This window comes from Paenarthrobacter sp. TE3676, from assembly GCF_056279165.1.
Window position 1 is genome coordinate 569,065 of sequence record NZ_JBWBQU010000002.1, and the last position, 13,758, is coordinate 582,822.

At 62.8% G+C, this 13,758-nt stretch carries 13 protein-coding genes; 6 read left to right on the forward strand and 7 right to left on the reverse strand.

Features of this window, described 5'->3' with window-relative positions:
- Window positions 1-10: 10 nt before the first annotated feature.
- The 4 genes from ACZ881_RS06585 to ACZ881_RS06600 all read right to left on the reverse strand — a co-directional run bounded on the left by ACZ881_RS06585 (window position 11) and on the right by ACZ881_RS06600 (window position 4,962).
- Complete coding sequence (locus tag ACZ881_RS06585) at window positions 11-2,365, reverse strand: glycoside hydrolase family 65 protein (RefSeq protein ID WP_178992939.1); 2,355 nt, start codon at window positions 2,363-2,365, stop codon at window positions 11-13.
- Between the two features lie 31 nt (window positions 2,366-2,396).
- Complete coding sequence (locus ACZ881_RS06590; RefSeq protein ID WP_091464727.1) at window positions 2,397-3,128, reverse strand: HAD family hydrolase; 732 nt, start codon at window positions 3,126-3,128, stop codon at window positions 2,397-2,399.
- Window positions 3,129-3,136: 8 nt separating this feature from the next.
- Window positions 3,137-4,138 carry a LacI family DNA-binding transcriptional regulator gene (locus tag ACZ881_RS06595; RefSeq protein ID WP_243836645.1) on the reverse strand — a complete coding sequence of 334 codons (1,002 nt, stop codon included), beginning with the start codon at window positions 4,136-4,138 and terminating at the stop codon, window positions 3,137-3,139.
- Between the two features lie 206 nt (window positions 4,139-4,344).
- Window positions 4,345-4,962, reverse strand: a complete 618-nt coding sequence (locus ACZ881_RS06600) for an alpha/beta hydrolase (RefSeq protein WP_091464724.1) — start codon at window positions 4,960-4,962, stop codon at window positions 4,345-4,347.
- A 26-nt stretch (window positions 4,963-4,988) separates the two neighbouring features.
- On the opposite strand from ACZ881_RS06600, the gene ACZ881_RS06605 reads away from it, so the two are divergent.
- Together ACZ881_RS06605 and ACZ881_RS06610 are read left to right on the forward strand one after the other, a co-directional pair.
- Window positions 4,989-5,429, forward strand: coding sequence for a helix-turn-helix transcriptional regulator (locus ACZ881_RS06605; RefSeq protein WP_476113464.1), 441 nt, complete (start codon window positions 4,989-4,991; stop codon window positions 5,427-5,429).
- Window positions 5,430-5,448: 19 nt separating this feature from the next.
- On the forward strand, window positions 5,449-5,850 hold the full coding sequence (locus tag ACZ881_RS06610) for a VOC family protein (protein ID WP_476113466.1): 402 nt from the start codon (window positions 5,449-5,451) through the stop codon (window positions 5,848-5,850).
- Window positions 5,851-5,941: 91 nt separating this feature from the next.
- Here the strand turns inward: ACZ881_RS06610 and ACZ881_RS06615 are convergent, their stop codons facing one another.
- From ACZ881_RS06615 to ACZ881_RS06625, 3 genes are all read right to left on the reverse strand, one after another.
- Entirely contained in the window at window positions 5,942-7,078 is a 1,137-nt protein-coding gene (locus ACZ881_RS06615; RefSeq protein ID WP_476113469.1) for a glutamate--cysteine ligase 2, read from the reverse strand.
- 39 nt (window positions 7,079-7,117) lie between these two features.
- Window positions 7,118-7,576 (reverse strand): hypothetical protein, encoded by a 459-nt coding sequence (locus ACZ881_RS06620; protein ID WP_476113471.1) that lies wholly within the window; start codon window positions 7,574-7,576, stop codon window positions 7,118-7,120.
- A 219-nt stretch (window positions 7,577-7,795) separates the two neighbouring features.
- Window positions 7,796-8,560: a GAF and ANTAR domain-containing protein gene (locus ACZ881_RS06625; protein WP_476113474.1), complete on the reverse strand. Its 765-nt coding sequence runs from the start codon at window positions 8,558-8,560 to the stop codon at window positions 7,796-7,798.
- Between the two features lie 285 nt (window positions 8,561-8,845).
- Here ACZ881_RS06625 and ACZ881_RS06630 point away from each other — a divergent pair, with 285 nt between their 5' ends.
- The 4 genes from ACZ881_RS06630 to ACZ881_RS06645 all read left to right on the forward strand — a co-directional run bounded on the left by ACZ881_RS06630 (window position 8,846) and on the right by ACZ881_RS06645 (window position 13,752).
- A complete protein-coding gene (locus ACZ881_RS06630; protein ID WP_243836644.1) occupies window positions 8,846-9,178 on the forward strand; it encodes a hypothetical protein in 333 nt (110 codons plus the stop codon).
- Window positions 9,179-9,953: 775 nt separating this feature from the next.
- Complete coding sequence (locus ACZ881_RS06635; protein WP_091464715.1) at window positions 9,954-10,745, forward strand: DeoR/GlpR family DNA-binding transcription regulator; 792 nt, start codon at window positions 9,954-9,956, stop codon at window positions 10,743-10,745.
- A complete protein-coding gene (locus ACZ881_RS06640) occupies window positions 10,742-11,734 on the forward strand; it encodes a 1-phosphofructokinase family hexose kinase (RefSeq protein WP_476113478.1) in 993 nt (330 codons plus the stop codon). The genes ACZ881_RS06635 and ACZ881_RS06640 overlap by 4 nt, the downstream gene beginning before the upstream one ends.
- On the forward strand, window positions 11,731-13,752 hold the full coding sequence (locus ACZ881_RS06645) for a PTS fructose transporter subunit IIABC (protein ID WP_476113481.1): 2,022 nt from the start codon (window positions 11,731-11,733) through the stop codon (window positions 13,750-13,752). The genes ACZ881_RS06640 and ACZ881_RS06645 overlap by 4 nt, the downstream gene beginning before the upstream one ends.
- The last annotated feature ends 6 nt before the right edge of the window (window positions 13,753-13,758 follow it).

Here is a 13,758-nt window from a genome sequence, read left to right on the forward strand (position 1 = left end):
CAGCCCGCTCCTACCGGATGATCGGAAGGCCCGCCGTCGGGAAGACGCTGGGGAAGATCGACGGCGGCGGGACGGGTACGGTGTCCAGCGGCACGGTGACGGTCACCGCGCCAACAGTGACGTCGTAACCCCGCACATCAATCCTCAACGGCTCGTCGCTGTAGTCCTCACCGGATACGAGCGTCAGGGCCATGGAACCCTGCGAGAGGTCCACGGCCAGCAGGCGTCCCTGCACCTTGAGCCGGAAGGACAGGCCTTCCCACTCCGAGGGCAAGCGAGGATCAAAGCGCAGCACCTCGCCTTGGTCCCGCATGCCCGCGAAACCGCACACCAAGGAGCTCCAGATACCGCCAGTGGAGGCGATGTGGACGCCGTCGATGGTGTTGCCGTGGGAGTTGTCGAGGTCGATGAACAGTGCCTCGGTAAAGTGCTTCAACGCGACGTCGCCGTACCCGACTTCAGCCGCCATGATGCCCTGCACGCAGGCGGACAGGGTGGAGTCACCGGTGGTGATGGGATCGTAGAAGTCAAAAGCGCGCTGCTTTTCCTCCGCTGTGAAGTCCTGCCACTGCAGGAACATGGCCAGCACGGTGTCAGCCTGCTTGAGGACCTGGTGCCGGTAGATCACCAAGGGGTGGAAGTTCAGCAGCAGCGGGTACTTGGACTTGGGTGTGTTCCAGTCCCACGGCTCCAGCGTCATGAAGTCGTTGTCCTGGCTGAAGACTTCCAGGTGGGGGTCGTACGGGAGCGACATCCGCTCGGCCGCCTGCCGCCACACCATGCGCTCAGTTTCGGCGACCCCTTCGTGTTCCAGTGCGGCGGCGGCCCGCAGATTGAAGCGCGCCATGACGTTGGTGTAGAGGTTGTCGTTGACCACGGCCGTGTACTCATCCGGGCCGGTGACGCCGTGGATGTGGAACATTCCGTCCTTGCCGAAGAAGCCCAGCGACGCCCACATGCGTGCTGTCTCAATCAGCAGGTCTGCGCCAAGTTCGCCCCGGAAGGTGTCATCGCCGCTGGCCCACTGGTATCGGTTGGCTGCGAAGGCGATGGCCGCGGCAATGTGGAACTGGGCAGTACCGGCTGCATAATAGGCACTCGCCTCAAGGCCGTTGATGGTCCGCCACGGGAACAGTGCACCGTCCACACTGAGCTCCTTGGCTCGGACACGCGCGTCCGGCAGCATTGCGTGCCGCGATTCCAGCACCTTCCGCGCACCGCAGGGATTGGTGTAGGTCAGGTACGGGAGGAGGTAGACCTCCTGGTCCCAGAAGTAGTGGCCCTCGTAACCGGAACCGCTCACACCCTTGGCCGGGATACCCGCAACGCCCGCCCGGGCAGTAGCCTGTGCCAACTGGAACAAACCCCAGCGCACCGCCTGCTGCATCTCCGGCTGACCGCCAATGGAGATGTCCGCCGTGGTCCAGTATTCGGCGTAGTGGGCCTTGCTCTGGGCCAGGATGTCGGAGAAGGACACCAGGTTCACTTCGGCTTCGGCCGCGAGGCTTTCACCACGGTCTTCGGCGTCAGAGGAGCCGGCAACCACGTAGCTGACCGACTTCTCCAAACGGAAAGTGTCGCCGTCGTGAATGGCCAAAACGTAGCGGACGGACGATTCGTCCTCCGCCACCAAGGTCTCGAAGGGCTGGCCTTCAGCCGAAATCCAGTGGTCAACGGCCATGGCGACGCGCTGGCGGGACTCGGACGTTTCCCATGCCAGGCGAAGCGAGCCGTCGGTGCCCTGGAGGTGCAGCGGCAGCAAGACCCGGCCAGCGTGCCGGCCAGAGCGGCGGGGGTCGTGGACCGAGTGGTCCTCCACAGGCTGGTCCTGGCGGTTCACGACGCCGGAGGTAATGTCCGCGGACACGTCGCGGTCAGCTGTCAGCGACAGTTCCAAGCCAAGACATCCGCGGGAATCGAAGCCTACGGCGCGACGCTCCACCGTCGTGACGGTAGCGCCCGAGCGGCAGGCCCAGGTGATGCTTTCCTCGTAGACCCCTGTGGAAAAGTCCACGCTGCGGTGATAGTCCAGCACCGTGGATTCGGCAAGGCTCAGGGCTTCGCCATCAATGGAGACTGTGAAGTTGTTGGCGTCCGGCACGTAGACGATCCGCTGGCCGGTCCGGGCAAAGCCATACGCATTTTCGGCGTGCTTGATGTCCCAAATCTCATGGAAGCCGTTGATGAACGTGCCGGGAAGCTCGCCGTCGCCGGCGGTCGAATGCGAGCCACGAATACCAAGGTGGCCGTTGCCAAGCGCGAATAGCGTTTCCAGCGTTCCCTCGTCACCGGGGACGTGGATATTCTCTACGAGCTTCCAGGGCTCGCAGGGGAAGCGAAGCCGATCGGAGCTGATGAGTGCCATGGGCTGTTGAAGTCCTTCGAAAAAAGTAGGGTCAGAGAAGATCGTTGAGGTCGTCCACCACCAGCGTGGCGCCGGCGTCGAGCAGGGTTTTCCGGCCCGCCCCGCGGTCCACGCCGATCACGGCGTAAAAGTTGGCTCCTGCGCCGGCCTGCACGCCGGACACTGCGTCCTCAACCACGATGCATTCCTCCACAGGCACGCCCAGCAGGCTTGCTCCATAGACGTAGGTGGCGGGGTCCGGCTTACCGGGAAGTCCGACGCCGGCAGCAACCTGACCGTCGACGACCACCTCAAAGTGGTGGTCGAGCCCGGCGGCCTTCAGTACCGCAGGCGCGTTGCGCGAGGAGGACACCACAGCCACCTTGAGACCCAGTTCCACTGCGGCGTTGATGAACTTGACCGAGCCCTCATACGGCTCAACGCCGCGGGAGTTCACGATCTCGTTGAAAATCGCGTTCTTGCGGTTGCCCAGGCCCTGCACGGTCTCGTTGTCCGGGTGGTCATGAACCGGCCCTTCGGGCAGTGTGAGGCCGCGGGATGTCAGGAAGTCACGGACGCCGTCGAAGCGGGGCTTGCCATCGATGTGATCGAAGTAGTCGCTCTCCTGGTAGCCCTGCGGATGGCCCGTTGCGGCCAGGTAACCGTCGAAAAGCTCCTGCCACGCCTGCTCATGCACCACGGCAGTGGGCGTCAGCACGCCGTCCAGGTCGAACAACAGCGCCGAGGCGCCAGTCCAGGCATTACGAAGATCAGTCATGTGCATTGTTCCGTTCAGCGCTTGTGGCGCGTGGTCTTGCGTTCGATGAGCTTGGTATCGAGCAGGTGGTTGGAGGGTTGATGGGGGGTTTCAGTATTCAGCAGGCGTTCACACAGCAGGTTTGCTGCGAAGGCGCCTTGGTCGGCAACGGGTTGCGCCACGGTGCTCAGGCCCAGGAACCAACTCATGGGGTGATCGTCTATGCCGATCACGGATACATTCTTGGGCACGGAAAGGCCGTGTTCACGCAGTGCCATCAGGGCACCGAACGCGGCCTCGTCGCAGTGGGCGAACACTGCTGTGGGCCTCCCGCCGCGGGTCATGAGTTCAGTCATTGCCCGCCTGCCGTCGTCGATGCTTGGCCCGGCTCCCACCACAAGGTCCGGGTGGACGGTGAGGTGGTGATCATCCAGCGCACGTTTGAAGCCACGGAACCGTGGAGTCTCAGTCACAACGGAGTGTTCATTGCTCGAGAGAACTGCCAAGTCCCAATGGCCCAGCCCCAGCAGGTGTTGGGTGGCCTGCCAGGCTGCGTGTTCGTCATCGATACCTACATTGTCCCACGGAACATTTCGCATGCCCACGCTGGCCACTGCCAGTCCGCAGGCTTCCAACGCTTCCACTTCTGTGGGGGCGAGGTCAATATTGAGCAGGAGCAGCCCATCCACTCTTTGCGCCAGGTTTCCCAGATCCGCAAAGAACTGTTGCCGCACGCCGGCCTTGTTGCGCAGGCTGATCAGGACTGTGTCGTAGCCACTGTCCCCGAAGACTTCCTCTGCTGCTTCCACGGCCTGGGCGAAGAACCAGGCAGTGGCGGTCGGGGCCACGATGGCCACCGAACCCGTGCTCCCACCGGCCAGCCTGGACGCTGCGGCGGAGGCTTTGTAGCCAAGTTTGCTGGCGGCTTCCGCCACCTGTCGCTGGGCTTTTTCAGAAACGTTGGGGAGGTTTCTGAGGGCCCGGGACACCGTGCAAATGGACAACCCGGAGAGAACGGCTACGTCCTGGATTGTCACTCTGTGAGTCCTAACCATGCAACACGGCCTCAACCCTTTCCATCCTCGTCTGACGCCTTCGCGTGAGCCCCTAACCGGGACACCAGCCAAAAGTGTAAGCGCTTACAATTTTGTCATTCAATAGAGTGTGGTCGAATGCGATATTGTGACGCGAATCTCGGCGAAAGCTTGATTCCGTGGTCTGGATGCCTTCTAATCCTTGGGGCTTAACCCAAGACGTAGTACTTCAGGAACGCGCTCACATCCACCAATTCGGGCGGCTCGATCCTGTGTCCCATCCCAGGGTAGGTCCGCGCCGTCAGTGCGACGTTGGCGTCCAACCACTCCTCGGTGTGGGCAATGGCGTCCTCGTTGATGACCGGATCGGCCTTATCCCGTCCCCAGAAGAACGGTGGCGGGGCGTCAAAGGACTCGCTCAGGGCCAGGAGATCGTTGTCCAGGACGAACCCGGACAGCCCGACCGTTGCCTTGAACGCGTTGGGCCGCAGGCGTAGGAGCGTGCTGGCCATTGCCATGCCCTGCGAATAGCCCAGCAGGCTGACGCTGCTGTGGTTGTCCTTGACGGAGTTGATCCAGTTGAACACCGAGTTGGTGGACGCGATGACATCCGCGAAGTCGTTGGTCAGGAAGTAGTCCAGCAGGAACCAGCCGTAGTGGTCACCGATGCTCTTGGGGCCGCGAAGTGCCGCGCAGGTGAACTCGCCGGGAAGGTGCGGGAAGAGGTCAACCATACGCTGCTCGCTGGTGCCATACCCGTGCATCATCACCAGCAACGGCGTGCCCTTGCGCTGGTTTTCGGGCTTCGACCACACCACTGATTCCATGGGGACGAGCCTAGTAGACTGTGCCCATGACTCCGCAGGAACTGGCCAACCTGGCCCATCTGCGGCGCGCCCGCGACTTCATCGATCGCGAGTATGCGCGTCCGCTGGACGTGCCCACCATGGCCGCCGGCGCACTGATGTCTCCCGCACATTTCTCCCGCCAGTTCAAGGCCGCCTACGGCGAATCGCCGTACAACTACCTCATGACCAGGCGCATTGAGCGCGCCATGGCCCTACTCCGCGCAGGAGCAAGCGTGACAGATGCCTGCATGGAAGTCGGCTGTACCTCGCTGGGCTCGTTCAGCACCCGCTTCACGGAGATTGTGGGAATCAACCCCAGCGAATACCGGGCCCGGGAGCACCACGCCGTGAAGGCCATGCCCAACTGCATCGCCAAACAGCACACCCGTCCTGAAAGAACAGGTAACAAGAACCTGAGCAGGATTGAAGAAGCGCCCGCGTCCTAGCTGCAATAGCGTGTGATTCATGAACATTTCATTGAAGTACGCACACGTCACAGTCAACGATGTCGATGAGTCGCTCGCGTTCTACCGGGACGCCCTGGGTTTTGACGTTCGGAACGACGTCGGCTCGGACGGCCAGCGCTGGGTTACCATCGGCAGCGAAGCCCAGCCTGATCTTGAGCTGGTCCTTTCCCCGCCGCACGCAGGCCGCTCACAGGCCGACGGCGACGCCATCCAGGAACTCCTCACCAAGGGCGTCATGCCCATGCTCGTGTTCACCACGGATGACCTCGACGCCACCTTCGAAAAGCTGCGCGCATCCGGCGCCGAGGTACTCCAGGAACCCATCGACCAGCCGTGGGGCCCGCGCGACTGCGCCTTCCGCGACCCCTCGGGCAACATGATCCGCATCAACCAGGGCTAACCATCCTCGCAGGGTTCACAGCCCGTAAGCACGCACGACGGGACGTTACCGTGGGCACCCACGGCGACGTCCCGTCGTCGTTCTTCTGTTGTCAGAGACTAATCAGGCTGGCATCCGACCGCTCGCCGTCCTGATGCGTGGATGTGATTGCCGCAGTTACGACGTCGGACAGCCGCAGCCGCCGGCCATAAGCTTGCCGCTGCAGCCGCTCGCCGGTTCCGCGCCGGAGGATGTTCGCCACCCCTGTCCGCGCGAGCGCCAGATCTCCGGATTCAGTCAATGCCCGTCGGATGTGCCAGAGGAGGGCACCGGCCACATCGGCGGCAGCATATGGCGCCTGCTCCAGCGGGTGCAGTAATTGGTTGTTGATGCCGAAACGGCTGGCCTTCCAGTTGGCCATGCGGATTACCGGCGTCAAAGTGCTCGACGGCGGTTCCCCCTTGCGCCACTCGCTTGCCGACGTTTCCACAAGCGCACGTGCGAGGACCGCAATGGTGAGGGCGTCTTCGGCGTAGAGGCAGACGTCGGCAACCCGAAGTTCCACCGTCGGGTGTCCCCTGGACAAGCGGGCGTCGAAGTAGATCATGCCTTCATCCAGTGGAACTCCGGTCCCCAGCAACTCTGAAAGCACAGCCCGGTAGCCGTCCGCCGAGCCGAAAACATCCATGGGGCCCGCCGTGGGCCATCTGTTCCAGATCTGCGTGCGGTAACTGGCGAACCCCGTGTCAGCGCCCATCCAGAACGGAGAATTGGCGCTCAGCGCCAAGAGGACCGGCAGCCAATGGCGCATCCGGTCCAGGACTGCAACTCCCTCCTCCGGCGACTCAATGGACACATGGACGTGGAAGCCGCATGTAAGTTGCTCGCGGGAAATCAAACCAAATTCCGCGCCCATGGCAGCGTAGCGCTGGTTGCCCGTAGTCGGCGTGGCATGGAAGACCGGCGGGGTGGCCAACGCGGCAACCCGCGCCCCGACAGCCAGGGCAGCAGAGTCGGCCAACGCCCGCCCGGCGCGGATCTCGACCCTGAGTTCCTTGGCAGTCCGGCAGGGCAGCGAGTTGACCTCAATCTGTTCCTGTTTGAACTCCGACTTCAGCGAAGGCCCTTGAGGGTTTGACTCCGGGCCTTCAGGGGAGGTCACATCCAGGATGTCGGCGGCCAATGCCAGGGGCATGCCGTCCACCGGATCGGCAATAAGTAGTTCCTCTTCGACGCCAAACGTACGCATAGCCACCCCTCCCCGCGACGAGTTATTTAGAGACGGCGGTTATCCAACGTGGCGCGGAACCTCCATTTGGAAACCACAACGGCAGTGGAGCACCTGCGTCTGCAGGTACACCTCAAGGAGGCTGGGACTGTCCGGATCGTCAGTGGTCCGGGGCGCCTCGATGACGCGTTCCGTGGGGCGTCCCAAGGTCATGGGATCACCGCAGTGGGTGCAGCTGAACCAGAGGCCCGCTGCAGACGTTGAAAGAAATTCACTCTGGATGGCGGGTACCAAGGCATCCAGGCGGACTGCGTGGGCGTAAAACGTATCGCATTCGCTACACGTGTAGCTGACTTCGACGATCTCCGACTGATTCGGTGTTGCTTCCACAACCGTCTCTACAAAAATGTAGGAATCAGTATTGCAAACGGTGCACCAAGGGCGTGCTCCGTTATCGACAGTTGCAGGTGCCCGTCCGCTTGCAGGCTTCGGGGCGGGAATCGGGGATCCAAGCGTCATTGCCATTCTCCTTTTGCTCCTTCAAGGAACCTGCATGGAGGCACGCTGTGAGCCGGCCGAAAGGGGCCGCGGCTGAAAAGGTGCAGTTCTTGGACCATCCGGGATGGTACAACTCATGAGGCTCCAAGGGCTATCTGCTTAACCCATGTATGAATGTAGTTCACTAGTGGCACCCGTCACAAGTGATGGGCTTGCTGCCTGCCCCTTGTGCGCGCGCTTTTACGCTTCGAAGTGCGCCACGGGAGTTTCGTTGGCCACGCTCTTGACGATAGTCTCTGCCACGTCGCGCAGCTTCTGGTTCCGGGTGCTCGATGCCTTCTTGAGAATTTGGAACGCCTCTTCCTGCGTACAGCGGTTCTGGCCCATGATGATTCCACTGGCGAGGTCAATCACCGTACGGGTCTGCATGGCTTCCTGCAGATCGTCAGCGTGCTGCTGCTTCACACCAATCCGTACAGCCAGCCGCAGTGAGCGCTCGGCTTGGCTTGCGTACAGTTCGCAATTGCGGATGGTTGCTTCGTCGTAGGCGTTGGCCTGCGGCGCGAAGAAGTTGAGCGCCGCCGTGGCGCCTTCATCCAGTTCCAAGGGCACGCAGAGCGCGGAAAGGTGTCCCCGCTCGGCAATCACTGAGCAGTACTCGGACCACCTTTCTTCGGTTGATGTGTCGGGAACATGCTGGGTGCTGCGGCTTCGCATGGCCTCCAGGCAAGGACCATCACCGTACGCCTGCTGAACTTCATCGATCAGCCTGGCTTCATGGGTGCTTCCAGCTACCGTGGCAGTGCGGCGGCGCCGGCTGAGAGTGATGCCGCAGAGCACATCCATGCCAACGGCCTGCGATACGGCAGAAGCCGAAAAAACCGCGAGCTCATGTAGGAATCCGCCCACATCTTCACTGTCTATCACCAGGTCCTGCAGCTGCTCGGGTACCGAAACATCGTCGGGCGCAGAGACAGCATCAGGCGCCGCAAAATCAATGCTCATTTCGTCCATGCCTCATTTTACGGTCGCCCAAGCCCAACTCGTCACCGGATCAGCAAAGGAATCAAAAACCTTGCATCTGGCGTGCACCTATGTGCACAATCGACCTGTAGTCCACATCACGGGACTCAGGTTTTCCAGCTCATGCAGACGGGCACCCCGCATTTTTTGATGCAGAGGTACAGACCCATGCCGGCTCAGCCAGCGTCCAGAGTCCCGGACGAAGCACATCAACCACCCGATGAACCGCTTTGGTGCTCGCGCTGCGATACCGACCAGCACCTCCTGGTGAACTCCATTCAGTCGCACTATCCGCCCGCGCCCAACATGGTGGAAGTGGCGTACGAGTGCCATGTTTGCAGGTACTCCTACCAACATGTCGCCTCCGTACGACGCGTGGCCGCGGTCCTGAACCGCCCCGGCGTCCCCCAAGGGGTTCTGCAATTCGGCGGCCAGTACCTCCACTGCGGTGAACCCATGAAAACCAAAAGCTGCGAGCTTCGCAGGGTCCAGGCACCCCTGGTGCTGACTCCGGGAGCGCAGCTGCGGATGTACGAGGTACTTATCAATACACGCATCCTCGGGTGCCACTGCGGCTTCCGCATGGAAATGCCGGACTGACATTGGATACGACATGAGAGGCAGAGCCATGAGGAGCAACGCCATGGGGAGCTACACCAACAATTCCGGAGCTACCGGGAGGGATAGCATGCACGCAGAATCACAACGGAAAGAACCTTCGACCACAGGTGGAAAGCTGGGGCAAGCCGCTAAGCGCCGCCTTCCGGATCCGCCGGATCCGGACAACCTTCCCATCGACTACCCGGACTTGGGGTGGGACTCCAGCAGGTATCCCTCTACCGTTCCGGGGAGCCTTCGGCCGCAACACTCCGCCCACCGGCAGAGCGCCTGATCATGAGCGGATTCCCGTCGGACCCATCGCATCCTGATCCCACCCGCGAGCCAGGACCCACTCCTGAGCCCGTTCCGCTGCCGGAACCAGGGCCGCCACCCGTCCCGGACCCCACGCCGGGACCCACAGTGCCCTCGCCACCGACGCCGGGGCCGCCAACACCGGGAGAACCCCCTGGCCTTTTGACCTAGCCCAAGCCGGCAAGGAAACCAGGCAGGTTCACTCCACAGGCCGGATCCCGTAGATATCCCCCAGTCGGGATCCGAACGAGGGCATGCCGCGCTACAGGGAGCGCGGCATGCTCTTTTCGTGCGCCTGGAGTCTTGCGCTGTCCAGACTTATCCGCATCTGCATCTGTGTTTATGTTGGTTTCTATTGACTTACCAACATAAACAAAGATAGAGTCAAGCAATTCCACATCGTTGTGACAGCAGTCACTGATGTGGCTGCACTAATACGCAGTTTGACCGCTATGGAGGGTAAGTGTTCGCCGAAGAACGCCAGCAACTGATCTCCGCACTCGTCGCAGAGCGCGGACGGGTGAGCGTCACTGACCTTGCCGACCGTTTCAGCATCACCACTGAGACAATCCGCCGCGACCTCGCGGCCCTTGAGGTTTCCGGAAACCTGAGGCGCGTTCATGGCGGGGCCGTCCCTTCCGACCTCCTGAGCACCCGCGAGGAGAGCATCCTGGAGCGCGCCGTCCAGCGTCAGGTGGAAAAACTTCGCATCGCTAACGCGGCACTCGCCCTGATCCCGCAACTCACCACGGGAAGCGTCCTCCTGGACGCGGGTTCCACCACCGAAACCCTCGCCGACCTACTGGCCCAGCGCACGCCCCCGAGCAACGGAAATGATGAGCTCGTGGTCATCACGCACGCCATCCCCATCGCCGGCAAGCTCTCCTCCACGCAGGGCATAGCACTCCAGATCCTTGGCGGCCGTGTCCGCGGACTGACGCAGGCCGCCGTCGGCCAGTCAACCGTGGAGGCAGCTCACAAACTTCGCCCGGACATTGCCTTCGTAGGTGCCAACGGCATCCACGCAACGTTTGGGCTCAGCACCCCGGACCCCGAAGAAGCCGCGGTGAAAGCCGCTTTCGTCACGTCAGCCCGCCGCGTGGTGGCCCTGGCCGACTCCTCCAAGCTGGACGCCGAAACACTGGTCCAGTTCGCCACCCTGAAGGATGTTGACACATTGATCACAGACAGCGAACCGTCCGCGGAACTCGCAGCAGCCTTGGCCGATGCCGGCGTAGACGTGGTGATCGCATGATCATCACTTTGACCGCCAACCCCAGCCTGGACCGCACGGTGGAGCTTCCCGGAGCCTTGGCCCGCGGTGAGGTTCAGCGCGCGGTGGCCGTCCACCAGGAATCCGGCGGAAAGGGTGTCAACGTTTCACGGGCTCTGGTTGCCTCCGGCCTGGACACCCTGGCAGTCCTTCCGGGCGCCGATTCGGATCCTGTACTTTCAGGACTGCACGACGGCGGCGTACCGTTCGCGGCGCTGCCCATCGGTCAGGCATTGCGCAGCAATGTCACGCTCACCGAACCGGACGGTGTCACCACCAAGATCAACGAACCCGGCCCGGAGTTGAGCGGTGAACAGCAGGAAGCCCTGATCGGGCTGCTGCTGGAACGCTCCCGTGGCGCCAGCTGGGTGGTTCTCGCAGGTTCACTCCCACCAGGAGTGCCCGCGGATTTCTACGCCACCATCGCTCGTCGACTCCGGTCGAACGTGGACGGTACGGCAGCCCCAAGCATCGCCATTGACTCCTCCGGGGCGCCGCTCGCGGCCGCCCTGGTGGGCGATGCCGCAGGAAAGCCCGACCTCCTCAAGCCGAACGCGGAAGAGCTCGCAGAACTCGCCGCCGCCGCCGGTTTTACCAACGTCTCCACTGCTGACGAACTGGAAGCAGATCCGGCCAAAGCCGCTGAAGCTGCAGCCGCCGTCGTCGCCAGCGGTGTAGGTGCCGTTCTCGCAACACTCGGGTCCAAAGGAGCAGTCCTGGTGACGGCGGACGGAGCATGGTTCGCCACGCATCCGCCCATCAAAGCCGTCAGCACGGTGGGCGCCGGGGACTCTTCATTGGCCGGCTATTTGCTGGCTGCAACCCAAGGCGGCTCTGCGCAGGACTGCCTTCGTCAAGCCGTGGCACATGGTGCCGCTGCTGCTTCGCTGCCGGGCTCCACTGTCCCGGCAGTCCACCAGACAACCCCCGATGCCGTAACCATCACGGCCCTCCAGAAGGACTCACAGTGACCCAGCTGATCACACCCCAATTGGTCACCCTCGACCAAAACCTGGGCGACTCCCCTGCCGACGTCATCCGCGTCCTGGCTGGCAAAGTTGCCGCCACCGGCCGTGCTTCCGAGGTTGAAGGCCTTTTCGCCGACGCCTTCGCACGCGAGCAAAAGACCGCAACCGGCGTCCCCGGCGGCATCGCAATCCCGCACTGCCGCTCTGCCGCAGTCCAGGAGCCTGCCCTTGCCATGGCCCGCCTGTCCCACAAAGTGGACTTCGGCGCCAAGGACGGCCCCGCTGACCTCATCTTCTTCATCGCAGCCCCGGACGGCGCGGACCAGGAGCACTTGAAGCTGCTGTCCAAACTGGCCCGATCACTGATCAAGAAGGACTTCACGGCAGCACTACGTGCGGCTGCTACGGAGCAGGACATCGTGAACCTCGTTGACGGTGCACTGGCCGATAAGCCTGCGGCCGCACCTGCGGAGGCTGCGCCGGCCGCCGCTGCCGCAAGCACGACGACGGCTGCCGCACCCAAGCGCATTGTGGCCGTGACCGCTTGCCCCACAGGTATTGCGCACACGTACATGGCTGCTGACTCGTTGGTTGCCGCTGCCAAGGAAATGGGCGTGGACCTTCAGGTCGAGACCCAGGGTTCCTCTGGCGCGAAGCCCCTGGACCCGGCAGTGATCGCAGCGGCTGACGCAGTGATCTTTGCCGTTGACGTGGATGTTCGCGGCAAGGAACGTTTCGCCGGCAAGCCGGTCATCAACGCACCGGTCAAGCGGGGCATCGACGAACCCACCAAGATGGTCCAGGAAGCACTTGCAGCCGCCGACGACCCCCGTGCACGCCGTGTTCCCCATGCCGGCGCTGAAGAGCAGGCCCAGCGCGATGAGGAGGAGAAGGGCGAGCACATCGGCCAGAAGCTGAAGCGAGCACTCCTCACCGGCGTGAGCTACATGATTCCGTTCGTAGCTGGTGGCGGGCTGCTGATGGCGCTCGGCTTCCTGCTTGCGGGATACGACATCGCCCTTGGAACCAGGGCTAACGACATTCTGGCCCAAAACACGCTTTTTGATCTTCCGGATGGCGGCCTCGCGATTTACCTCGGGGCTGTAGCGTTCAAGATCGGCAATCTGTCGATAGCCTTCCTGGTCCCGGCCTTGGCTGGCTACATCGCTTACGCCATCGCTGATCGCCCGGGCATAGCACCGGGCTTCACCGCCGGTGCCGTAGCCGGCTTCATGGGCGCAGGCTTCCTGGGCGGCCTTGCCGGCGGCCTTCTGGCTGGCGTCGCTGCCCACTGGATTGGGACGTGGCAGGTACCGCGCTGGCTCCGTGGCTTGATGCCCGTGGTCATCATCCCCCTGCTTGCCTCCATCTTCGCTTCGGGCCTGATGTTCCTGGTCCTCGGCGGTCCCATTGCAGGCCTTACGGTGGCTCTCAACAACTGGCTCACGGGCATGAGTGGCGCCTCGGCAGTACTGCTCGGCGTCATCCTTGGGCTCATGATGTGCTTCGACCTCGGCGGTCCCGTGAACAAGGTCGCCTACGCCTTTGCAGTGGCCGGCCTGAGCGCCGGCAGCGCCGACAACCAGGCACCCTGGCTGATCATGGGCACCGTGATGGCTGCGGGCATGGTTCCGCCGCTGGCAATGGCTCTCGCCACAGTCCTGAACAAGAAACTCTTCACCCTCAACGAACGCGAGAACGGCAAGGCAGCCTGGCTGCTCGGCGCTTCCTTCATCTCAGAAGGCGCTATTCCCTTCGCTGCAACTGACCCGCTGCGCGTCATCCCGGCCAGCATGCTGGGCGGTGCCCTCACCGGCGCACTCTGCATGGCTACCGGGGTCACCTCGCAGGCTCCCCATGGCGGCTTCTTCGTCTTCTTCGCCATCGGCAACCTGGCGATGTTCGTCGTCGCCATCGTTGCCGGAATGGTGGTCAGTGCCCTGGCCGTCATCGCCCTCAAGCGCTTTGCGGTCAAGAAGCCCGTGGAAGCGGAACCCGTTCCTGCTACTGCCAGCGTCTAGAGCCAC